Origin of the sequence: Pseudomonas khavaziana (genome assembly GCF_019145205.1) — a bacterium.
Taxonomy (GTDB): domain Bacteria; phylum Pseudomonadota; class Gammaproteobacteria; order Pseudomonadales; family Pseudomonadaceae; genus Aquipseudomonas; species Aquipseudomonas khavaziana.
In genome coordinates, this window is sequence record NZ_JAHSTT010000011.1 from 154479 (window position 1) to 174881 (window position 20403).

Annotated in this window: 23 protein-coding genes; 8 read left to right on the forward strand and 15 right to left on the reverse strand. The window is 60.5% G+C overall.

The annotated features are described in order from the left end of the window. The first annotated feature begins 4 nt into the window (after positions 1-4). Positions 5-1036, forward strand: a complete 1032-nt coding sequence (locus KVH01_RS23115) for an ABC transporter substrate-binding protein (RefSeq protein WP_217883047.1) — start codon at positions 5-7, stop codon at positions 1034-1036. A gap of 121 nt (positions 1037-1157) precedes the next feature. On the opposite strand, the gene nadE is transcribed toward KVH01_RS23115, so the two are convergent. The 3 genes from nadE to KVH01_RS23130 are packed head-to-tail and all read right to left on the reverse strand — an operon-like array spanning position 1158 to position 3845. Further along, complete coding sequence (nadE, locus tag KVH01_RS23120) at positions 1158-1967, reverse strand: ammonia-dependent NAD(+) synthetase (protein WP_217883048.1); 810 nt, start codon at positions 1965-1967, stop codon at positions 1158-1160. A gap of 1 nt (position 1968) precedes the next feature. Then, a complete protein-coding gene (gene pncB / locus KVH01_RS23125; protein WP_217883049.1) occupies positions 1969-3186 on the reverse strand; it encodes a nicotinate phosphoribosyltransferase in 1218 nt (405 codons plus the stop codon). Positions 3187-3197: 11 nt separating this feature from the next. Continuing rightward, the gene (locus tag KVH01_RS23130; RefSeq protein WP_217883050.1) at positions 3198-3845 is read right to left on the reverse strand and encodes an isochorismatase family protein; all 648 of its coding nucleotides are present in this window, start codon (positions 3843-3845) and stop codon (positions 3198-3200) included. A gap of 145 nt (positions 3846-3990) precedes the next feature. On the opposite strand from KVH01_RS23130, the gene KVH01_RS23135 reads away from it, so the two are divergent. Next, positions 3991-4683 carry an NUDIX hydrolase gene (locus KVH01_RS23135; RefSeq protein ID WP_217883051.1) on the forward strand — a complete coding sequence of 231 codons (693 nt, stop codon included), beginning with the start codon at positions 3991-3993 and terminating at the stop codon, positions 4681-4683. Between the two features lie 39 nt (positions 4684-4722). On the opposite strand, the gene KVH01_RS23140 is transcribed toward KVH01_RS23135, so the two are convergent. Together KVH01_RS23140 and KVH01_RS23145 are read right to left on the reverse strand one after the other, a co-directional pair. Next, complete coding sequence (locus KVH01_RS23140; RefSeq protein WP_217883052.1) at positions 4723-5496, reverse strand: L-iditol 2-dehydrogenase; 774 nt, start codon at positions 5494-5496, stop codon at positions 4723-4725. Positions 5497-5514: 18 nt separating this feature from the next. Then, entirely contained in the window at positions 5515-6825 is a 1311-nt protein-coding gene (locus tag KVH01_RS23145; RefSeq protein WP_217883053.1) for an ABC transporter substrate-binding protein, read from the reverse strand. A gap of 211 nt (positions 6826-7036) precedes the next feature. Here KVH01_RS23145 and KVH01_RS23150 point away from each other — a divergent pair, with 211 nt between their 5' ends. The 3 genes from KVH01_RS23150 (at position 7037) to KVH01_RS23160 (ending at position 10129) form a co-directional block, all read left to right on the forward strand. Beyond that, complete coding sequence (locus tag KVH01_RS23150) at positions 7037-7960, forward strand: AraC family transcriptional regulator (protein ID WP_217883054.1); 924 nt, start codon at positions 7037-7039, stop codon at positions 7958-7960. A gap of 172 nt (positions 7961-8132) precedes the next feature. Further along, positions 8133-9083: a nucleoside-specific channel-forming protein Tsx gene (locus KVH01_RS23155; RefSeq protein ID WP_217883055.1), complete on the forward strand. Its 951-nt coding sequence runs from the start codon at positions 8133-8135 to the stop codon at positions 9081-9083. 14 nt (positions 9084-9097) lie between these two features. Further along, positions 9098-10129, forward strand: coding sequence for a purine-nucleoside phosphorylase (locus tag KVH01_RS23160; RefSeq protein ID WP_217883056.1), 1032 nt, complete (start codon positions 9098-9100; stop codon positions 10127-10129). A 911-nt stretch (positions 10130-11040) separates the two neighbouring features. Here the strand turns inward: KVH01_RS23160 and KVH01_RS23165 are convergent. From KVH01_RS23165 to KVH01_RS23190, 6 genes are all read right to left on the reverse strand, one after another. Then, on the reverse strand, positions 11041-12000 hold the full coding sequence (locus KVH01_RS23165; protein WP_217883057.1) for a quinone oxidoreductase family protein: 960 nt from the start codon (positions 11998-12000) through the stop codon (positions 11041-11043). Between the two features lie 28 nt (positions 12001-12028). After that, positions 12029-12202 carry a DUF1427 family protein gene (locus tag KVH01_RS23170; protein WP_124400355.1) on the reverse strand — a complete coding sequence of 58 codons (174 nt, stop codon included), beginning with the start codon at positions 12200-12202 and terminating at the stop codon, positions 12029-12031. A gap of 69 nt (positions 12203-12271) precedes the next feature. Next, the gene (locus KVH01_RS23175) at positions 12272-13048 is read right to left on the reverse strand and encodes an AraC family transcriptional regulator (RefSeq protein WP_217883058.1); all 777 of its coding nucleotides are present in this window, start codon (positions 13046-13048) and stop codon (positions 12272-12274) included. 116 nt (positions 13049-13164) lie between these two features. Further along, positions 13165-13335 carry a metallothionein gene (locus tag KVH01_RS23180; RefSeq protein WP_043049518.1) on the reverse strand — a complete coding sequence of 57 codons (171 nt, stop codon included), beginning with the start codon at positions 13333-13335 and terminating at the stop codon, positions 13165-13167. 89 nt (positions 13336-13424) lie between these two features. Then, the gene (locus KVH01_RS23185) at positions 13425-13880 is read right to left on the reverse strand and encodes a DMT family transporter (protein ID WP_217883059.1); all 456 of its coding nucleotides are present in this window, start codon (positions 13878-13880) and stop codon (positions 13425-13427) included. Positions 13881-13884: 4 nt separating this feature from the next. Then, entirely contained in the window at positions 13885-14373 is a 489-nt protein-coding gene (locus KVH01_RS23190; RefSeq protein WP_043049516.1) for a DMT family transporter, read from the reverse strand. Positions 14374-14490: 117 nt separating this feature from the next. Here KVH01_RS23190 and KVH01_RS23195 point away from each other — a divergent pair, with 117 nt between their 5' ends. From KVH01_RS23195 to KVH01_RS23205, 3 genes are all read left to right on the forward strand, one after another. Beyond that, positions 14491-15423 (forward strand): LysR family transcriptional regulator, encoded by a 933-nt coding sequence (locus tag KVH01_RS23195; protein ID WP_217883060.1) that lies wholly within the window; start codon positions 14491-14493, stop codon positions 15421-15423. A 141-nt stretch (positions 15424-15564) separates the two neighbouring features. Next, the gene (locus tag KVH01_RS23200; protein ID WP_225924326.1) at positions 15565-15924 is read left to right on the forward strand and encodes a type II toxin-antitoxin system Phd/YefM family antitoxin; all 360 of its coding nucleotides are present in this window, start codon (positions 15565-15567) and stop codon (positions 15922-15924) included. Next, positions 15921-16298 (forward strand): type II toxin-antitoxin system VapC family toxin, encoded by a 378-nt coding sequence (locus KVH01_RS23205; RefSeq protein WP_043049514.1) that lies wholly within the window; start codon positions 15921-15923, stop codon positions 16296-16298. The genes KVH01_RS23200 and KVH01_RS23205 overlap by 4 nt, the downstream gene beginning before the upstream one ends. A 27-nt stretch (positions 16299-16325) precedes the next feature. Here the strand turns inward: KVH01_RS23205 and KVH01_RS23210 are convergent, their stop codons facing one another. The 4 genes from KVH01_RS23210 to KVH01_RS23225 all read right to left on the reverse strand — a co-directional run bounded on the left by KVH01_RS23210 (position 16326) and on the right by KVH01_RS23225 (position 20368). After that, positions 16326-17645 carry an Nramp family divalent metal transporter gene (locus KVH01_RS23210; RefSeq protein WP_217883061.1) on the reverse strand — a complete coding sequence of 440 codons (1320 nt, stop codon included), beginning with the start codon at positions 17643-17645 and terminating at the stop codon, positions 16326-16328. A gap of 42 nt (positions 17646-17687) precedes the next feature. After that, positions 17688-19241, reverse strand: coding sequence for a DUF726 domain-containing protein (locus KVH01_RS23215; RefSeq protein ID WP_217883062.1), 1554 nt, complete (start codon positions 19239-19241; stop codon positions 17688-17690). 463 nt (positions 19242-19704) lie between these two features. Continuing rightward, positions 19705-20010 (reverse strand): XRE family transcriptional regulator, encoded by a 306-nt coding sequence (locus tag KVH01_RS23220; protein WP_043049511.1) that lies wholly within the window; start codon positions 20008-20010, stop codon positions 19705-19707. After that, the gene (locus KVH01_RS23225; protein ID WP_217883063.1) at positions 20003-20368 is read right to left on the reverse strand and encodes a type II toxin-antitoxin system RelE/ParE family toxin; all 366 of its coding nucleotides are present in this window, start codon (positions 20366-20368) and stop codon (positions 20003-20005) included. The genes KVH01_RS23220 and KVH01_RS23225 overlap by 8 nt, the downstream gene beginning before the upstream one ends. Positions 20369-20403 lie beyond the last annotated feature (35 nt).

Here is a 20403-nt window from a genome sequence, read left to right on the forward strand (position 1 = left end):
CCCCATGCACTTACGTCTTGCGTTGTCCTGCTTGTCCCTTGCCTTGCTCACCGGCACCGCCCACGCCGCACCGACGCTGTACCTGGGCATGAACGGCGGCACCATGGAACGGGTGTACGCCGACAAGGTGCTGCCCGCCTTCGAGAAGGCCAATAACGTCAAGGTGGTGATCGTGCCCGGCACTTCATCGGACATCCTTGCCAAGGTCCAGGCCAACCAGGCCAACCCGCAGATGCATGTGATGTTCCTTGACGACGGCATCATGTACCGCGCCATCGCCATGGGCCTGTGCGATAAGCTCGCGCCGAGCCCGACCCTGGCGCAAATCCCGGCCAAGGCCAGGATCAAGGAGCAGGCGGTGGCCGTGACCCTGGGCGTCACCGGCCTGGGCTACAACGCCAGGCTGTTCAAGGAAAAAGGCTGGGCAGCGCCCACCTCGTGGATGGACCTGGCCGACCCGCGCTTCAAGGAAAAAGTGGTGTTCCAGTCCCTGGCCTCCTCCACCTTCGGTCTGCACGGGTTCTTGATGTTCAACCGCCTCCAGGGTGGCGATGAAACCAACGTGGAACCGGGCTTCAAGGCCTGGCCAAGCACCGTCGGCCCCAATGTGCTGGAATATATCGCCAGCTCGGCAAAAATCTCCGAGATGGTGCAAACCGATGAAGCCGCAATCTTCCCCCTGACTCCGACCCAGGTCGCCACGCAAAAGCTGCTCGGTGTGCCCATGGAGTACGCACAACCCAAGGAAGGCGCAGTGGTGCTCAACGTCGCCGAATGCGTGATCGCCCGCAACGACCAGCCGGAACTGGCGCAGAAGCTCGCCGCCTTCCTGCTGACCGCCGAAGCCCAGGCGCCAGCGTTGGAAGAAGGCGACCAGATTCCATCGAACCCGACCACGCCCACCACCGAGAAGACCCGTGAACGTGTGGAGGCCATGCAGAGTTATCTGCAGACGGCGATTTCGATTGATTGGGACCAGGTGAATCAGGCACGGCCGCAGTGGAATGCGCGGTGGAGTCGGTCGATTGAGCGGTAGGCTTCTGGGCCTGTGGGAGCAAGCTTCCTCGGCCAAGTCACCGATTGCCTGGGCCATCTCTTGACTGACCAGCCGCTCCCACAGGTCCAGCGGCGTAACAAAGTTGTAAGGGCAACTTTGCCTAAAGAGGCACGATGGGCAGCGCACGCTTGTGCGCGGTCTTGCTGTAGGCGCTCTCTACAATAGTTCTTACGTGCTCACTCACGGGCTCACCCATCAGGTACGCATCGATGTCGTCATAGGTACAGCCGTAGGCGACTTCGTCCAGCTTGCCTGGCGCCAATTCCTCGAGGTCGGCGGTCGGGGCTTTTTTGACCAGGTTGTCGGGGGCGCCCAGTGCAGTGCCGAGCAGGCGTACCTGGGTTTTGGTCAGGCCGGACAGCGGTGCCAGGTCGCAGGCGCCGTCGCCGAATTTGGTGAAGAAACCCATCAGCGCTTCAGCGCCTTGGTCGGTACCGACCACCAGACCGTTTTGCAGGTTGGCGACGGCATATTGCGCAATCATCCGCGTGCGCGCCTTGACGTTGCCTTTGATGAAGTCCACGCGTTCAGCATCGACCTCGCCGGCAGGCAGGCTGCTCATCAGGCCATCGACACTGGCGGCGATGTTTACGATATCGATCTGGTCCGGCCGTATAAAGTCCAGGGACGCGGTAGCATCGTGCTCGTCAGCCTGGCTCTTGTACGGTAGGCGCATGGCGATGAACCGCGCGACGTAATCCTGCGCGCGCAGCTGCTCGACCGCCAGCTGGCACAGGCGGCCGGCGACCAGCGAGTCGACGCCACCACTGATGCCCAGCACCAGAGCTTTGCAGTTCGAATTGCGCAAGGTGCGCTTGATGAAGTCGATGCGACGTTGGATTTCCTTGGCTTCGCCCCCCTTCACCAGTTGCCGATTGATATTCAGTTCCTGTGCGATACGGTCCTGCATGTCACACCTCCACCTTGCCGACATTGAATACCTGCGCCGCGTATTGCAAAAACGAGGCGTCTTCGCAAACGTTCTTGACCGGGTCATCGGAGAACTTCACCACCGGCTCGCCGTGCACCCGTACCAGTTTCATCACGATGCTCAGCGGCTCCACACCTTGCACATCACACGCCAGGCTGGTGCCCATGCCAAAGCCGAACCTGGCCTTGCCACGGATGTGGCGCAGGATCGGCAGGCATTTTTCGAAGTTCAAGCCATCGGAGAACATAAGGTCTTTGGTCATGGGGTCGATGCCAAGTTCCTTGTATCTGGCCAGCACCTTGTCGGCCCAGGCGATGGGGTCACCGGAATCCTGGCGCAGGCCGTCGTAGAGCTTGGCGAAGTACAGGTCGAAGTCCTTGAGGAAAAAATCCGTGCTGATGCAGTCGGTCAGGGCAATGCCCAGGCGGCCACGGTACTCGCGCACCCAGTTTTCCAGCGCGGCGTTCTGGCTTTCACGCAGGCGCCCCAGCTGCTGGTGCACCATCAGCCATTGGTGGGCCATGGTGCCGATCAGAGGCAGGTCGAACTCGTAGGCCAGGTGCGCGTTGCTGGTGCCGACAAACTGGCCGGGAAAGTCGCGACGCATGATGTCTACCACTTCGCGCTGGGCCTTGAAGGACAGGCGCCGGCGGGTCGAGAAGTCAGACACGCGCAGGTCGGCCAATTCATCGCGGCTGAGGTTTTTTTCCAGCCAGTCGAATTTCTGGTACAGCTTGCGGGTGACGTCCTCCAGGGTGACGTCTGGGTATTTGTCACGGTTGCGCAATTCGCTGACCAGGGCCAGGACCGGTTGTTCGAACATGATGCAGTGCAGCATCGGGCCGATTACGCGAATGTTGAGCTGGCCGTCGACCTCACTGACGTGGATATAGCGCAGGTTGAAGCGGAACAGGCCAAGGAAGCGCTCGTAGTCCGGGGTGAGGTATTCGCGAAAACGCGGGTTGAACAAAAAGCGCAGCTCACCTTCGCGCATGTGCAGGCCGGCGAGTTTTTCCAGCTCGTCGCGCAGCTGCGGGATCAGGTGCCCGAGTTTTTCCCTGGAGCGCACGATGAAGTTGTATTCCACATCGACATTGGGGTGCTGGTGCAACACCGCCTGCATCATGGTGAAGGTGTAGTAGTCGGTATCGAGCAGGCCCTGGATCACTGGGGATTGCTTGTCGTAGGCACTTTCCATGGTGGGTCTCCTTAACGCGCGGCCATCGCGGCCAGTTCTTCGCGGGTACTGCTGATGACAGCACCGGCCTTGAGCAACTCATTCACGGCCTGTACACCGCCCTCCTCACTGATGCTGCGGCAGGCCGGCAGGTGCAGGACGACTTGCAGGCCAGCCTTGAGCAGTTGCAGTGCGGTGGTCTTGACGCAGTAGTCCAGGGCCAGGCCGCCGACGATCACGCGGGCGACGCCCTGGGCCTTGAGGTACTCGATCACCCCGGTGGACAGCTTGTCGTGCAGGTCGTGGTAGCAGGCGCCATAGGGGTGCAGGTCGGGTTCGACGCCTTTCCAGGTGAAGTAGTCGTAGTCATAGGGGCTGGGCAACTCGTCGAGCAAGGTGAAGCCCTCGGTGCCCGGCACACAGTGGCTGACCCAGGTGACATCGGCGTGGACCAGGCCGGTGGGTTGCAGCATCTCGCTGTGCTGCGCTACCACCCATGGCGCGTGGGGCGTGTGGGCGTCCTTGCTGCCGATGCGATGGCCGGCAAGGCTGGCCATGTAGTTGAGCTCGGCACCGATGCGGTCGCCACCGGCCACCGGCAATTCATTGGGGCACAGCGGCGTGAAGCTTTTCTGGGCGTCGACGTCGAATGAAGCGACAGCGGTTTTAGCAAGGGTCATGGCGATTCTCCGGTGGCCTGAAAACAAAAGTACACGTCATGTACTTTCATGGCAAGAAACATTTGTTTATTTAGGCGCAGGTCAGTTCATGACATATCTGTTCGATCCGTTAGACTATGCCGGCCACTGTTGATAAGGACCTGTCATGCCACTTAGCGCCTACCTGCACACCGTCGATCTCTGCGTGCTGTGTTATTGCCGCGCCGCTGCAGAATTGAAGCTGCTGCTGAATAAACGCGAAGCTGAGCCGTTCGCCGGGCATTGGGCATTGCCGGGTGTGGTAGTGAATGGCGACGTGCAAGACCTGAGCCTCAAGGATGCGGTGGAACGCTTGCGCGCCAGTGACAAGGTCGGCCTGGACCTGGCCTGGAGCGAACAGGTGGGCACGGTGGGCGACGCGTTTCGCGACCCGCGCTGCTGGTCGTCGTCGACTTACTATCTGGCAATCGTGGCGGATGAAATGGAGCTGGGCGGGCACCAGGGCTGGTTTTCACTGAATTCAGTGGCCGATGGCAGTATCAAGCTGCCATTCGATCACAACAGCATCGTGGCGGCCGTGCATGAGCGGCTGTTGTCAAAGTCGCTGTACAGCAGCTTGCCGCTGATGTTCCTGGGCCATGAATTCAGCGCGCCGGAAGCGACCACGATCTTCTCCCTGGTGCTGGCGCGGCCGGTGTTGAAGACCAGTATTCGCCAGCGCCTGTTGAAACTCATGGAGGCGGGATATCTGCGCGAGACGGGGCGCAAGAAGAATGGCGAAGGCGGCCGTCCCCAGGCGACGATGGAAAACTTGAAACCTGGGGCGGTTTACTTCTTTGATCGAAGCTTTGCTGACTGACGTTCTTGCAAGAACAGCGATGGGTAAATCCGCGGGGCTTTAGTTCATCCAGTTACCGCCATCGACGTTGTAGGTCTGGGCCACCACATAGTCGGCTTCCTTCGAAGCCAGGAAGATAGCCATGCCGGTCAGGTCTTCGGCCGTACCCATCCGCCCAAACGGCACCTCGTCCCCTACCCGCTTTTTCTTCTCGCCCGACGCCAAACCTTCATGCCTGGCGAACAGCGCATCCACGCCATCCCAGTGCTCGCCGTCCACCACGCCCGGGGCGATGGCGTTGACGTTGATGCCCTGCTTGATCAGGTTCAGCCCCGCCGATTGCGTCAGGCTGATCACCGCTGCCTTGGTCGCACAATAAACCGCCACCAACGGCTCGCCACGCCGCCCCGCCTGGCTGGCCATGTTGATGATCTTGCCGCCATGCCCCTGGCGGATCATCTGCCGGGCTGCGGCCTGCAAGGTGAACAGGGTGCCGGCAACGTTGATCGAAAACAGCCGCTCAAAGCTGTCGCGGGTGATGTCGACGATGGGCGCCAGGTCGAACAGTGCCGCATTGTTGATCAAGATATCCAGCTTGCCGGCATGGGCCACCACCGTGGCGATGGCAGTGTCGATGGATGCTTGGTCGGTGACGTCCATCGCCACCGCGTAGGCTTGAGGCCCAAGTTCGGCTGCTGTAGCCCGGGCCCGTTGCAGGTTGATATCGGCAATGGCAACCGTGGCGCCTTCGGCGATGTAGGCCTGGGCAAACGCACGGCCAATGCCCCGCGCCGATCCGGTGATCAGCGCGCTTTTACCTTCGAGTCGTTTCATCGGAATGTCCTGTCAAAGTTATTTCGGGTAGCCGGCGCGTTTCATCTCGCGTTCGGTGCTGGCCTGCGCCTGCTGCAATGCCTGCTCAACCGACATACCGCCGGTGAGCGCCGCCGAGAACAGCTTGCCGACAGAGGTGCCGATGGCCTGGAACTCGGGGATGGTCACGTACTGGATGCCCACGTATGGCACAGGTTTGGCCGAAGGATGTGCGGGGTCGGCGTGCTTCATCATCTCCAGGGTCACCTGGGCAAACGGTGCGGCCTGCAGGTACGCCGCGCTGTAGGTGGACTGGCGGGTGCCCGGCGGTACGTTGGTGACACCTTCTTTCTCGGCGACCAGCTGGATGTAGGCCTTGGATGTCGCCCAACTGATAAACGCCTTGGCGGCGTCCTTGTGCTTGGAGGTGGCCGGGATCGCCAGGGACCAGGCATAGAGCCAGGACGAGCCCTTGTCGGTGACTTCGGTGGGGGCTGCGGCGAAACCTACGCGGTCGGCGACTTTGCTCTGGCTGGTGTCGGTGGTGAAGGAGCCGGCGACGCTGGCGTCCACCCAGATCGCACACTTGCCGCTGTTGAACAGCGCCAGGGTTTCATTGAAACCATTGCTGGACGCGCCTGGCGGGCCGTATTGCTTGAGGGTGTTGACGTAGAAGTTGGCGGCCGCAGCCCATTCAGGGCTGGTCAGCTCGGGTTTCCAATGCTCGTCGAACCAGCGCGCGCCGAACGCATTGGCCATGGTGCTCAGCAAGGCGATGTTCTCGCCCCAACCGGCCTTGCCACGCAGGCACAGGCCGTACTGGTCTTTGTCCTTGGCGGTGAGTCTGGCAGCGAATTCACCCAGTTCGGTCCAGGTCGGATGTGAGGGCATGCTCAGGCCGGCTTGCTTGAACAGGTCGGTGCGGTAGTAGGTGACGGTGCTTTCGCCGTAGAACGGCAAGGCATACAGGGTATTGTTGACGGACAGGCCCTGGCGAACCGAGGGGAAGATATCCTCGATGTCATAGTCGGCCGGCAGTTGGGTCAGCGGCTCCAGCCAGTGCTTGGCGCCCCATAACGGGGTTTCGTAGGTGCCGATGGTGAGCACGTCGAATTGCCCGCCCTGGGTGGCGATATCAGTGGTGAGACGCTGGCGCAGCACATTTTCTTCCAGCACCACCCAATTGAGCTGGATATCCGGGTGCTGCGCTTCGAAGACCTTGGACAGACGCTGCATGCGGATCATGTCGCTGTTGTTGACCGTGGCGATGGTGACGGTTTCAGCGGCGTGGCTGGGTATGGCCAGGGCCAGGCCGGTCAGCAGGAACAGTGCTTGCGGTAGCTTGAGCATGGCGGTTTCCACCTGTTGTTTTTGTTGTCGAGCCCCGATTACAGCAGCTTGGCCTGGCCCTCACAAACGCTTGGCGAATCCGCGACTGATACTTTTTTAACCTCGGGCCCAGGAGCAAAAAAGTATCAGTGCCAGGTGAAACCGGGAGTAGCGCACTGATTGCCAGTGCGCGTATTTTTAAGGCCATTGCATACCTACAAGAGGCATCAGCATGCCCGTCAGTCGCGTCCAACTGTTTGAGCACCGCCCAGCCGAACTCGAAGTGATCCTGCCCGAACCGGAGCACTGCTTTCGCTGGTTCGAACATGACTATCCCTATGAGCTGGCGCGCTGGAACCATCACCCCGAATTCGAAATCCACCTGATCCGCCAAGGCAGCGGCAAGCTGGTGGCGGGTGACTATATCGGTGCCTTCTGCGCCGGGCACGTCGCACTGATCGGCCCCGACCTGCCCCACGACTGGATCGGCGACCTGGCCCCCGGCGAATACCTGAGTGGCCGCGATGTGGTGCTGCAATTCGACGGCGCCGCCCTCCTCGCCCTGCGCAAGGCCCTGCCGGAACTTGGCGATTTACAGCCGCTGTTTGAACAGGCAAGACGTGGCGTCGAATTCACCGGTGAGGCGGCGGTTAACGCCGCCAGGCTGATGGAAGCCATCGGCAGCGCCCATGGCCTGCAACGCCTGATCCTGTTCCTGCAACTGCTCGATATCCTCAAACATGCCCCGCCCTCACAGGCCAAGGCCCTGGCCAGCCCATGCTATGCGCCGACCCTGGATGCGCGCAGTGCCGAACGCATCAACCAAGCCTTCGATTACCTGATGCGCGAACTGACGGGGGATGTGCGCCTGTCGGACATTGCCCGGCAACTGGAGATGAGCGAACCGGGCTTCTCACGCTTTTTCAAGCGCAATACCGGCCACGGCTTTATCGACCTGATGCGCAAGTTCCGCGTGCAGCGTGCCTGCCGGTTGTTGTTGCAAAGCCAGATGTCGGTGGCGGATATCTGCTTTGAGGTGGGCTACGCCAACCTGTCCAATTTCAACCGCCACTTTCGCATCGAAATGCACCAGACGCCGAGCGAATATCGGCGGCAGACCGCACTGCATCTATTCAACCCCATCGGCAAGGTCTGAGCCTGTTGGTTTTCTGACCAAACCGTCGGCTAATTCGCGTTTTTTCTAAACAGTTCAAGCCATTGAGCAAAGTTGGTACAGCCTGTGCAAACGTTTGCGGAACGAACTTGCGCGCCAAGTTCACCCCTACCCGGCAAATCGGGCTCCAACCGCGTACGAATAAGGATTTTCAATGCTCCCCACCTCAAGGCCCCGCGCTTGCTTTGGTGTTTCCTTGCTACTGGCTGCCGTTACGGGAGTACTCAGTGCACCCATTTTGGCGCAGGAAAAGCCCGTCGATGACTCAGCACAGGGCGAAGCCCTCAGCCCAGAAGCCAATCCCCCGGCAAAAAAAGGCGTTTATCTGTCGGAGTGGTTCAACCAGGACCTGACGCTGATCGGCAGCAAAGACATCAGCTTCGGCCCCAAGCCCCAGGACGACGTCTACCTGGAGTACGAGTACTTCGGGCGCAAAGGGCCCTTTGAGTTGTACGGTTATATCGACGTACCGAAGATCCTCACCATCGGTAACAGCAATGACAAAGGCGTGTGGGACCATGGCTCGCCGGTGTTCATGGAGCATGAACCGCGCATTTCCATCGACTACCTCGCGGGGCGCAGCCTGGCGATTGGCCCGTTCAAGGAATGGTATGTGGCCTTTGACTGGATCTACGACCATGGCAGCAACAAGGAAAACCGCGCCAACACCCTGTACAGCGGCCTGGGTACCGATATCGAGACCCACTCGCGGGTCAACCTGTCGGCCAACTTCTACGGGCGCTACCAATGGGAAAACTACGGCGCCAGCAATGAATATTCCTGGGACGGCTACCGTGCGCAAATGAAGTACATCGTGCCCATCGGCAAGTTCGACAATGGTGCTTCGCTCACTTATATCGGTTTTACCAACTACGATTTCGGTTCCGACCTGCACAAGGACAACCCGGCGCGCACCGCCAATTCCCTGGTGGCCACCAACGTGCTGCTGTACTCATTCACTCACCTGCGTTTTACCTTGGTGGGACGTTACTTTCATAACGGCGGTAACTGGGAGGACGGCAGCGAGTTGAATTTCGGCGAAGGCAACTTCCGCGCCCGCTCCGACGGCTGGGGTTACTACGCCGGCGTGGGCTACCAATTCTGATCAAGGAGCTATAGATGAAAACACTTACCCGTGTCTCGCTGGCCGTCGGCCTGGCCCTGCTGCCCCACGTGGTGCTGGCGGACAACCCGGCGCCGATCAAGCCCAAGGTGATGCTGATCACCATGTTCGCCCCCGAGGCGCAGACCTGGATCGACCGCCTGGAGCTCAAGCAAGAAGTGCGCGTGCCGGGTTTGTCTGCCGACTATCCGGTGATTCGCTGCAATACCCAGGACGTGTGCCTGCTGGTGACCGGCATGGGCCAGACCAATGCTGCCGCATCGACCCTGGCCCTGGCCCTGTCGCCCAAGTTCGACCTGCGCCAGAGTTACTTCCTGATCGCCGGGATTGCCGGCATCAGCCCCAAGCACGGCACCATCGGCACTGCTGCCTGGGCTCATTACCTGGTGGAGTTTGGCACCCAGTGGGAGCTTGATTCCCGCGATGCGCCCAAGGATTGGCCGACCGGTTATATCGGCATCAACACCAAGGGCCCCAACGAAAAACCACCACTGGACTACAAGACCGAAGTGTTCGAGCTGAACCCTAAGCTGCAAGCCAAGGCCTTTGCCTTGTCGCACCAGGTTGAGCTGACGGAAAGCAAGGAGTCGGCGGCCTGGCGCAAACACTACCCTGCCGCCCCGGCCAACCAGCCACCACAAGTCACGCGCTGCGACACCCTGGCGGGCAACACCTGGTTTTCCGGCACACGCTTGAGCGAGCGCGCCGAAGTCTGGACCAAGTTGCTCACCGACAATAAAGGCGAGTACTGCACCACCCAACAGGAAGACAACTCCACCTATGAAGCGCTGCTGCGTGCCAGCCGCGAAGGCTTGGTGGACATCCAGCGCCTGGCCGTGGTGCGCGCGGGCTCGGACTTTGACCGGCCTTACCCGGGTTACAGCGAGGTAGACAACCTGCTCAAATATGCGGACCAGGGCGGCTTTGTACCGGCGCTGGAAAACCTGTATCGCACGGGCAATCCGTTGGTCCAGGCGATTGTGAAAGATTGGTCGGCGTGGGAAAAAGGCGTACCTGAGACCAAGTAAAGATCTGAATGTGGGAGGGGGCTTGCTCCCGATGGCAGTGTGTCTGTCAGTACATCTGACACTGACACACCGCCATCGGGAGCAAGCCCCCTCTTATCAAACGTCAAGTAAGTTACTGATGTCTCAAAGAGTTTAAATTTAGTCTTAACGCCGGATATTTTGGCGGCGGTCCAGGTTGCTGCGCGACGGCGCCACGTCGGCGATGTGACCGGGTTGTGAGGTTGTTGGGGCGAGTACATATCCGTTGTTTAGGTAACGGCCCACTATAGGTTCCGCCCTTACGGCGGCTCACTTTGCAAAAGCGGCAAAGTAAGCAAAACGCTCTTGCCCCACCACTCGGCACCTCGCCCGGGCTCGGTGTGCCCGTAATCCGACATGCATTTGGGGGGCCGCCGCCACGCGCCATCCATGGCGCGGGGCGGCTAAACCGGCATCCCTGCCGGTTTACCCCCCAAATCCCTGTCGAATTCCGGCCAGCGTGGTTTAACGGGGCGCCTAAGATCAAAAACACAGCGAGGCGGCCTTATAGCCGACCTGATCGTTGAAGCTTGCGCGTACCCCTGTGGGAGCGGGCTTGCCCGCGAAGGTCGTTAACGATGACGTGGGAAACCAGAAAGAACGCGGCGTTCTCAGGCTTTTCGCGAGCAAGCTCGCTCCTACAAAAAAGCAGACGCGCCGCCAGCGTATCTGCGATGCGCAGCGAGTCGCCTTTGATCTTGATCTCAGGCGCCCCGTTAAACCACGCTGGCCGAACGCAGGCTTGAAGCCGTGGGTAACCCGGCAGGACGCCGGGTTAGCCGTCCTGGGCCAAGGATGGCCCATGACGGCGGCCCACGGTTTCAAGCCGGAGTGAGGGCACACCGAGCCTGGGCGAGGTGCCGAGTGGTGGGGACTCCCACATTTGATACGGTTTACGGCAGGAAGATGATTTTATCCGGGCTACCGCTGTTCACTTGCTCATAGCACTCAATTCCGTCAGCCAACGCTACTTCGCGCAGGCCGGTCGGCGACGGCAACAAGCCTTCATCGAAGAACCGCCCGAACGCCTCCAGCATCACCGCACATTGCTCACAGCTATAGAGCAACGAATTGACTCCCACCACCGACCCACCCTTGCGGTACAGCGCCAGGGCCGGCAGTTGCACGTGGCCGTCGACCGGTGCGGCAATAATCGCGATACGCCCGAACGGCGCCAACCCCGCCACCGCAGCGGGCAGCCAGAAACCGGTGGTGTCGAAGATCACCTCGGCGCCGCCCTCGAACACTGCATGCACCTGGGCACCGAGTGCTTCCGGCTTGCCCAGGCCAATCGCGTCAACCCCTTGCGCCCGCAATGCCTCGACCTGATCAGCCTTGCGCACCGCCGCCAACACCTGGGCGCCGCGAATCCTGGCCAGTGCCAACGCCGCACTGCCGACGGCACCATTGGCGCCAATCACCAGCAAGCGCGTGCCCTTACCGACCCCGCTGCGCTCCAGGGCATCCCAGGCGGTGGTATACGGCACACCCAGGCTGGCGGCCTGGGCAAAGCTCAGGCGACTGGGTTTATGCGCCACGCCTGTGGCTGACACCCGAAGGTATTGGGCATGGGAGCCGTCAGCGAAAAAGCCCAGGTCACGACCGGTGCCCCAGACCTCCTGGCCGAGCAGCGCTTGCGGGCCGTCCACCACCACGCCGGCAAAGTCACGCCCGGGAATGCGTGGCAACGTGGTGTAGGGAAAACGGCCGAGTACATTTTTTACGTCGCTGGGGTTCAGGCCCGCGGCTTTTACCTGGACCAGTACTTCATCGGCGCCCGGCACGGGCATGGCGACATCGACCAGGTGCAGGTTGGCGAGGTCGCCAGTGGCGCTAAATTGCAGTGCTTTCATCAAAGACATCCTTCGAGGGGAAACGGCGTCAGGACAACCAACCGCTGAACAGCTGTCGCCCCATGGGCCAGAGTTTTTCGCCGAGCAATATGCCCATCAGGCCCACCAGGGCAATGGCTGGCGGCGCGGGCGAGCGGAAGTCCAGCGCGCCGTAGATCACGCCGACAAACAGGCCGATGGCCAGGGAAATCAGATAGTTCATGGAGGCTAGGCCCAGTTGATTGATGGGCTCAGCTTAAGGCGCGCCTGGGGTCGGCATCGGCCAAGTGCTTCAGGATTTCGGCCAACCCGCGTACTGCGAAGGCGATACCCCCAGTTCCCTGCGGAACATGTCGCTGAAACTGCTGGGCGAATAACCCAGGCCGCGGGCAATGCCGCTCACCGACTGGCCCTGGACCAGCTCCGCGGCTGCCGTCGCCAACTGCACCTGGCGCCGCCACTCGGCAAAGCCCATGCCCAGATGGTTCTGGAACAGTCGCGCCAGGGTGCGCACGCTGGCGCCCGCGGCCTCGGCGTGCTGCTCGAAGGGGATTTCCAGGGAGGGCGCAGCCATGACCGCCTGGCAGGCCTTGATCAGCCGCCGATCAGCCGCCACCGGCATGGCGATGCGGATTGGCGAGCGGCGTGCGCGTTGCAGCTCCAGCAGGGCCAGGCCGACGACCGCCTCGTAGTAGCCGGCATCGCCATGATCGCTTTGTTCGACCAACGTCACGATCAATTCACGCAACAACCGGCCTACTTCGATGACCTGCACCTGGCTGTCCAGCGTCGCTGCCAATGCCGGACGCAGGTAGATATTGCGCATTTGCAAATCGGAAACCACACGGATCCCGTGCTCCACCCCCGGCGGCAACCACACGGCGCGCTGGGGCGGCACCACCAGGGCTTCGCGGGGCGTCTCGACCCACATCACACCGCTCATGGCATAGAGCAACTGGCCCCAATCGTGGCTATGGGGCTCCACGTATAACCCACGCGGATAGGTGCGCGCCAACGGCTGCACAGGGACGGCGTGATTACTGAGGTCGGGAGGCGCGGCCAGGGCCATGGCGGGTGCACATTAATCGAAGACAGGTGGGCATGGTAAAGACTCACCGCCGACAAGCGAACTGTTTTAACTCAGCCTGCAGGCACCGGTTTGCCCGGGCCTGCAGGTCGAACACCTCAGGTGTGGGCCGACTTGGCGCACTCGCAGCCCGTCGCGGCGGCGCAAGGCTCACCGTGGGCATGGTGCTCGGCACAGCCCTGGCAGCAATAACCCTTACCGTCCTTCATGATCGCATCGCTGCCCAGTACGCATTTGCAGTGTGGGCAAGCACAGGTTTGATCTGGCATGGTCAGACTCCTTTTTCATGGTCGTCGCGATGCGGCGAACACCGCACCTTAAGCAGTGACTGCGCATACGACGCCAAGGTTCAGTGCCATCAGTCGGCCGCCCGGGTATTGCTGCGATACATGAACACCAGCGCCAGGGCCAGGCAGAGCATCGCCACGATGCGGCTACCTGATAATTCGATGGCCGGGTTGCCCAGCCAGCCGAAGTTGTCGATCAGCATGCCCATGCCCAACTGCCCGACAATCACCGCCACCGTGGCGACAGCCGTGCCGACCACCGGTACCGCACCGACCATCACCAGCATGTACACCACACCGAACAAGGCGCCGGTCAATTGCCACTTCGGCACGTCCAGCAGGCTGACGGCCTGGGCCGGCTCGAAGAAAAATACCAACAACGCCGTGGTGAGCGCGCCAACGGCAAAGGTCAGCAGGCTGCTGCGCAACACCCCAACCGTCTGGCCCAGGCGCCCATTGATCGCGGCCTGCACGCTCAACACCGCCCCCGCCGCTATCACCACCACCAACAACAGAATCAGATTCATCGTCTTACCCTCGTGCAATCAGGACCAGTGCAGCCACAATCAACGCCAGCGCGATCCAGCGCTCGCCATTGACGCGCTTGCGCGCCGTGCCGAACCAGCCGAAATGGTCGATCAACACACTCTTGCCCACCTGGCCCGACAGGATCGCAATCATGGTCATGGCGATACCGATGTGCGGCGTGGCGAGTGTCAGCACCACCACATACATCGGCCCCAAAAACCCGCCGATCAACTGCCAGCGTGGCAGCTGGGTGAATGCCGGGCCCTGCTGCGGGCCGCTGAACAGCAACAGCAGAAGCAGGATCGCCGTGCCGACACCGAAGATGCTCAAGGTCGCCCACAAATGTCCGACCTGCGCGCCCAACGGCCCAAGCAATCCGGCCTCCACTGACAGCCCCATGCCCGCCAGGATCACCAACGGCAACAGCAGCAACCGTAGGAGGTTTTTATTTGGCCTGGCCTGCGCCAAGCCCTCGATTGTGCGTGCCTGCATACATCACCTGCGTATCAATAAAGGAAACATGGCGCGCATTATCCGGTGGCCGCCCTGTGCGATAAATGGGAGTATACGGACAACACCTTTGCGCAATACGCACAGCCTGGAGACATGATGCAGGGCTTGAATGAACTGAGCTTCAAGGCGCTTCGCCTGTTCGTGGCCGTACTGGACCATGGCAGCTTTTCCGAAGTGGCCCGCCGCGAGGGCCTGGCGCCCTCCTCCATTTCACGGCAGATCCAACTAATGGAACAGGCCCTCGGCCAGCAATTACTGTATCGCCATACCCGCGCCGTGAGCCCCACCGAAGCCGGGCGCCTGCTCGGGCGGCACGCGCGCCTGGTATTGGAACAGTTGGAAATGGCGAACCAGGCCCTGCAGGAACAGGACAGCGAGCCCAGCGGGCTGGTGCGGATCAACGCGCCGATGGTATTCGGCCAGCGCCACCTGTCTCCCTGGCTGGGCGCGTTGTGCCGGCGCTACCCAAAGCTGCAGCTGGATATCCAGCAGACCGACACTTTCGTCGACCCGCTGCAAGATGGCACCGACCTGTTGTTCCGCATTGGCGTGCTCAATGACTCCGGCATGCAGGCACGCATCTTCGCGCCCCAGCGCTTTCGCCTCGCCGCAAGCCCCGCCTACCTGGCGCAACACGGCACGCCGCGCCACCCCGACGAACTGGCCCACCACCAATGCCTGGCCTACAAAGGCATCACCGGCCAGCAACGCTGGTTCTTCCGCCACGGCCAGGGCGACTGGACACCCTACAGCGTCAAGGGCCCGATTACCGGCAACCACGCCGACACCCTGACCCACGCCGCCGAACAGGGCCTGGGGCTGGTGGTGTTTCCTTCCTGGCTGATTGGCGAAAGCCTGCGCGCCGGCACTTTGCGGGCCGTGCTGACCGACTATGAAGTCGCAACGACCCTGGAGCCTCAGCAGATTGCTGCGTTGTGGCCGGGCAGCCGGAGGCTGTCGTTGAAGGTGCGTACGGTGATTGATTATTTCGTGGAGTGTTTTGGGGTGGTGCCGTATTGGGATAGGTGACCCCTGGTACGCTCCAGACACGCCACTGGTGAGGGAAATTTCCTCGTAGGAAAAGTAGGCACGTTCTGATTTTGCGGGCCAGTATTTTTGGGCACGGTGCGTTGGGGCAGACTTTGGCGAATTCTTTTTTGGAGAGACGCCATGGATGTCGTGTATTACAAGCCATCACGTGCCGAACGAGCGGCTTTGACCAGTGGTCGAGCCGTCTTTGATAGCGCCCGTAGTTTTGGCTATATTTGGCCAAAACACGGGGAAGACCACATGATTACCGTTGCGTTGGGTGAGGCAAAAAACAATCTGTCCAAGCTGGTCGATGAAGCCGCCGCCGGCAAAGTCATCACCATTGCCAAGCATGGCCGTGCAATGGCACAGCTTGTGCCCATCGGTAAATCCAAGGGCCGGCGAATTGGCGCAATGAAGGGGAAGCTGGTCATCCCTGACGACTTCGACGCACCGCTGCCCAGCGATTTGTTGGATGCATTTGAGGGCAGTCCTTCATGAGACTGCTGCTGGATACCCATATCCTGCTGTGGGCACTCAACGATGACCCCAGACTATCTGGCAAAACCCGCAAGCTGATTGAAAATGCCGCAGACGTCTACGTCAGTGCGGCAACATTCTGGGAAATGGCAATCAAAGTTGGCGTCGGAAAGCTTGCCGTAGACCTGGATGAAATCCGTGAGTATTGCCTGGAAAGCGGTTTCGTCGAACTCCCCATCACCTCGGAGCACGCCATTGCAGTCAAGGATCTCGAACATCATCACAAGGACCCTTTCGATCGGCTGATTATTGCAACAGCGATGAGTGAACCAATGAAGCTACTAACAGCCGATCCGCAGGTTGCCCAATACACATCCTTAGCAATGTTGGTTTAGGTCATACCCCAGTAGCGCTATGTCCAATCAAAACAACCATTGCCCAATCAACCACGCATTCGCCCCACTGATCACCGCGAACAGAAACCACGCCAACAACCGCGTGGGCAGTCGGTTTACGAACGGCCCCATCAACTGTTTATCACCGGTCATGCGGATCAGCGGGTACAGCGCAAAGGGCAACTGCAGGCTCAGGACCACCTGGCTGAGGATCAGCAGCTTGCCGATGGCATCGTCACCCATCAGCCACACGCCGAGGAACGCCGGGATCAGCGCCAGCCCGCGGGTAATCAGGCGTCGTTGCCAGCAGGGTATGCGCAGGTTCAGGTAGCCCTCCATGATCACTTGCCCGGCAATGGTGCCGGTAAAGGTCGAGCTCTGCCCCGAGGCCAGCAAGGCGATACCGAACAGGATGCTGGCAAAGGCGCCGCCTACGAGTGGGTCGAGCAGGTGGTAGGCGTCCTGGATTTCCACCACATCGGTATGGCCGCTCTGGTAGAACGCCGCCGCAGCCAGCACCAGGATCGCCGCGTTGACCAGTAAGGCAAGGGCCAGGGAGCCGATGGTGTCGATACGCGCCAGCTTGACCGCATCCTGCTTGCTGGCCAGGTCCTTGCCGACCAGGCGGGTTTGCACGATGGAGGTGTGCAGGTAGAGGTTATGGGGCATCACCGTGGCGCCGAGAATGCCGATGGCCAGGTACAACGGCGCTGCGTCGCTGATGGCCGACAATGACGGGGTGAAACCGCTGAGTACATCGGGCCAATAGGGTTTGATCAGCATCAGCTCGATAAAGAAACACACGCCAATGGTCGCCACCAGCGCCAGCATGATCGCTTCCAGGCGGCGAAAACCGCGGTTTTGCAGGGCCAGGATCAACAGCGTATCAAAGGCTGTTATGACGATGCCGGTGGTCAGCGACACACCAAGCAGCAGGTGAAACGCCAGGGCGCAACCGAGCACTTCGGCCAGGTCAGTGGCGATAATGGAAATTTCCGCCAACAGCCACTGGGTCCGTGAGGAGCGCTTGCTGTAGCGCTCACGGCACAGTTGCGCCAGGTCTTTGCCGGTGGCGATACCCAGGCGCGAGCACAGGCATTGCACCGCCATGCCTGCCAGGCTGGCCAGCAGCACCACAAACAACAGACTGTAGCCGTAACGAGACCCGGCTTCGATGGCGGTCGCCCAGTTGCCAGGGTCCATGTAGCCGATGGAAATCAACAGGCCGGGGCCGGCGAACATCAGCATCCGTTTGAAAAACGATGCCTTGGGGTCGACGATGACGGAGCCGGCCACTTCCGGCGGGCAGAACGGGGCGGTAGCGATTTTCGGCAGGCTGAATTTCACACGGTATTCCAGGCAAATACACAAGACATGGGCAGCAGCTTATCAGTCGGACGCGACCGTGCGCATCACCGTGTCCCGCGGCAGGTCGAACGTTTCCACCACTTGCACCACCAGGTCCAGCTCCTGGTTCAGCGCTTCGCGCTCCATGCGCTGGCGAATCACGCCGATCACCAACACCGCCAAGGTGGTGATCGAATACGCCGGGCCGGAAAACGCCCGGACGCCGCTGACCAGCAACATCGCCGCGGCCAGCGCCTGGCCCACCAGCGGAATCGCCGTGGCCGCACCCCGGCGCAGGATAAACCCGGTAAGCCCGGCCAGCGCGGTGCCGCTCAAGGCGGTGGTGGCCGAGCGGCCCACATCGAAGCGGGTGAACAGGCCCTGCTCTTTTTGCGCCGCAGCCTTGAGCTCGGCATCGAACGCCTGGCGATCGGCGCGGCTGAGCTTGTCCTTGTACTGCTCGATGAGCTTTTCTGCGACTTGCCCTTCGATATCCGCCAGCGCCACGCTTTCAAGCGCCGCGTCAAACTTGATGCCCAAGCGTTGCGCCGCATCTTCGGCAATCTGCCGATAGCCCACGCCATGGCCACGGGCCAGGTTCATAAAGCTGTCGCCGCCCATGCGCTGCAACTCGATGGCCAGCTTCAGCGGTTCGCGCACGCTGGCATCAATCGAGGCACTGCGTTTTTGCGCCATCAGCTCGGCAAGAAACTTCAACTCTTCCGGCCGCGCCTGCACCAGTGCCGGATACAAGTCCCCATCCTCCTCGGCAAAACGCACTTCACTGCTGCGCAGGTCGGCGCGGATCAAGCCACGGCGCTCCTGCAGCAGGTCAGTGTATTGCACCACCGTCTTCAACTGCGGCCAGTAGGCGGCATGGTCGAAGCTGGCCAGGTGCACATTGGTGACCTTGGTCTTCAATGCCGGCGTTACGTCAATTGCATAACGGCCGATGCACCGTTCGGTATCCGGCTTCATCGCCAACGCCCAGTCCTTGCTCGAATGACAGTTGATCAGCCGGCCCTTGAGCGGCGCCGACACGTCACCCCAAGGGCTCGACGTACAGATCGCCCCGCCCATCAGCAACAGGTTATTCAACGGCAATTCACGGGCAATCTCGGGGCTGGCCAGCAGACTCTTGACCAGGATACGTGCACCCAGGGAATGGCCGATCAGGTTGATGCGCCGCACTGGCAGAGACTCGGCGTGCAGGTAACCGGCCAATTCAGGCAACAAGGTCTTGGCCACTTCATCGACCCGCGCCTCGACACTTTTGTAATGGTCAAGAAAATACCCAATCGCCTTGCCCACCCCCACCGTGGCCGCACCCAGGCCGCCACCGCCGAGCATCGAGGTGATCACATCCTTGAACGGTGCAAACAGGTTTTCCAGGAAATGCCCCGCCGGCCAGAACAACATCAGGTTGGTCGAGCCTTCGATACCTGCCAGTTGTGCCTTGAAATTGCCCAACTGCTGGCGGTTGAAGAAGGCCGAGTAACCGTGGACATAGAGATTGAGCACCTCCCCCTGGGGCTCGCCACACAGAACGAACGTGGGCTTGCGGGTGCGGTGCATTTCATCCCACTGGTGTTGCATGGGCCGGTGACTCCTGGTGGCAAGGGATGGCGATAGTAACAAACCAAGCCGAGAAGGAAGGTGAATCCTGACCAGCGTTCGGCCCCATCAGAACGAGGGTGCCGCCTTGAACCTGCCCAGGCAGGGCGTTGGGGAGTCTTCTAGATTTCGCTGGAACACCGCGGTAAATGCGCTGCAAGCGTGATAGTGCATGACGATAGATAGTCATGTGAGGAATCTGGAATTTTGACTATCCCACTATAAAGCAGACAGCAAAAAAGCCCGGCTTGGCCGTAATGCTGTTCAGTTAAGGCATTTTGTAGGAGCGAGCTTGCTCGCGAAAAACTCATAGGCGCCGCGTTCATTCAGGAAGCACGCGTTATCGTTGACGTTTTTCGCGAGCAAGCTCGCTCCTACAGAGGGCGGTATACGCTTAACTGAACGGCATTGCGGCTTGGCCGGGCATACGGTAGTTCTATCAGTATCAGCAAGCAAAATTGTCAATCTTGACCTGGCCATCTGGGAAGGTCGCGATGATTTCCAACTCACCGCCCATCGCACGGATATAGTCACGCAACGTACTGATGTACATGTCGGTGCGCCGTTCCATCTTCGAAACCGCCGCCTGATTGATGTTCAATGCCTTCGCCAGGCTTGCCTGGCTCAACTGCTGGGCCTTGCGCAACTCATGCAGCGGCATTTCTTTCAAATGTTGCTGAAGTATCTGCTCGGCATCGGCAAGCGACTCGGGCGTCATACGAGCTTTCAATTCCGCGAATTTTTTAGCCATGGTCACGGCCCTCTTTACGCAATGTTTCTAAATGTACGTCGTACAACTTCTCTGCCAAGGGTACGTACTCGTGGTACCAACGGTGCTGTGCAGTTTTATCGCCACCTATGAGCAGCACCGCACAACGCCGGAAGTCAAAGGCGTACAACACTCTGAAAGGTCGTCCTGCATGCTGTACCCGCAGCTCTCGCAGGTTGCCGTGTCGAGCGCCCTTGATATCGCTGCTATGGGGAAAGCGCAGCCCCGGCCCGAACAGCCCCAGCAAATCAACACTGGCAGCCACCGAAGATTGCTCCTTTGCATCCAAGCCACCCCACCAGTCCCCGAATTCATCCGTGTATTCAATGTCCCAGATCATGCAAATATGCCACCCAAGGAATATAAACTCAAGGG

What these genes read in the sequence shown, in the direction of transcription:
- KVH01_RS23115 (WP_217883047.1), top strand. Translation starts at nt 5, where the DNA reads ATGCACTTACGTCTTGCGTTGTCCTGCTTGTCCCTTGCCTTGCTCACC.
- nadE (WP_217883048.1), bottom strand. Translation starts at nt 1,967, where the DNA reads ATGCAGGACCGTATCGCACAGGAACTGAATATCAATCGGCAACTGGTG.
- pncB (WP_217883049.1), bottom strand. Translation starts at nt 3,186, where the DNA reads ATGGAAAGTGCCTACGACAAGCAATCCCCAGTGATCCAGGGCCTGCTC.
- KVH01_RS23130 (WP_217883050.1), bottom strand. Translation starts at nt 3,845, where the DNA reads ATGACCCTTGCTAAAACCGCTGTCGCTTCATTCGACGTCGACGCCCAG.
- KVH01_RS23135 (WP_217883051.1), top strand. Translation starts at nt 3,991, where the DNA reads ATGCCACTTAGCGCCTACCTGCACACCGTCGATCTCTGCGTGCTGTGT.
- KVH01_RS23140 (WP_217883052.1), bottom strand. Translation starts at nt 5,496, where the DNA reads ATGAAACGACTCGAAGGTAAAAGCGCGCTGATCACCGGATCGGCGCGG.
- KVH01_RS23145 (WP_217883053.1), bottom strand. Translation starts at nt 6,825, where the DNA reads ATGCTCAAGCTACCGCAAGCACTGTTCCTGCTGACCGGCCTGGCCCTG.
- KVH01_RS23150 (WP_217883054.1), top strand. Translation starts at nt 7,037, where the DNA reads ATGCCCGTCAGTCGCGTCCAACTGTTTGAGCACCGCCCAGCCGAACTC.
- KVH01_RS23155 (WP_217883055.1), top strand. Translation starts at nt 8,133, where the DNA reads ATGCTCCCCACCTCAAGGCCCCGCGCTTGCTTTGGTGTTTCCTTGCTA.
- KVH01_RS23160 (WP_217883056.1), top strand. Translation starts at nt 9,098, where the DNA reads ATGAAAACACTTACCCGTGTCTCGCTGGCCGTCGGCCTGGCCCTGCTG.
- KVH01_RS23165 (WP_217883057.1), bottom strand. Translation starts at nt 12,000, where the DNA reads ATGAAAGCACTGCAATTTAGCGCCACTGGCGACCTCGCCAACCTGCAC.
- KVH01_RS23170 (WP_124400355.1), bottom strand. Translation starts at nt 12,202, where the DNA reads ATGAACTATCTGATTTCCCTGGCCATCGGCCTGTTTGTCGGCGTGATC.
- KVH01_RS23175 (WP_217883058.1), bottom strand. Translation starts at nt 13,048, where the DNA reads ATGGCCCTGGCCGCGCCTCCCGACCTCAGTAATCACGCCGTCCCTGTG.
- KVH01_RS23180 (WP_043049518.1), bottom strand. Translation starts at nt 13,335, where the DNA reads ATGCCAGATCAAACCTGTGCTTGCCCACACTGCAAATGCGTACTGGGC.
- KVH01_RS23185 (WP_217883059.1), bottom strand. Translation starts at nt 13,880, where the DNA reads ATGAATCTGATTCTGTTGTTGGTGGTGGTGATAGCGGCGGGGGCGGTG.
- KVH01_RS23190 (WP_043049516.1), bottom strand. Translation starts at nt 14,373, where the DNA reads ATGCAGGCACGCACAATCGAGGGCTTGGCGCAGGCCAGGCCAAATAAA.
- KVH01_RS23195 (WP_217883060.1), top strand. Translation starts at nt 14,491, where the DNA reads ATGCAGGGCTTGAATGAACTGAGCTTCAAGGCGCTTCGCCTGTTCGTG.
- KVH01_RS23200 (WP_225924326.1), top strand. Translation starts at nt 15,565, where the DNA reads ATGGATGTCGTGTATTACAAGCCATCACGTGCCGAACGAGCGGCTTTG.
- KVH01_RS23205 (WP_043049514.1), top strand. Translation starts at nt 15,921, where the DNA reads ATGAGACTGCTGCTGGATACCCATATCCTGCTGTGGGCACTCAACGAT.
- KVH01_RS23215 (WP_217883062.1), bottom strand. Translation starts at nt 19,241, where the DNA reads ATGCAACACCAGTGGGATGAAATGCACCGCACCCGCAAGCCCACGTTC.
- KVH01_RS23220 (WP_043049511.1), bottom strand. Translation starts at nt 20,010, where the DNA reads ATGGCTAAAAAATTCGCGGAATTGAAAGCTCGTATGACGCCCGAGTCG.
- KVH01_RS23225 (WP_217883063.1), bottom strand. Translation starts at nt 20,368, where the DNA reads ATGATCTGGGACATTGAATACACGGATGAATTCGGGGACTGGTGGGGT.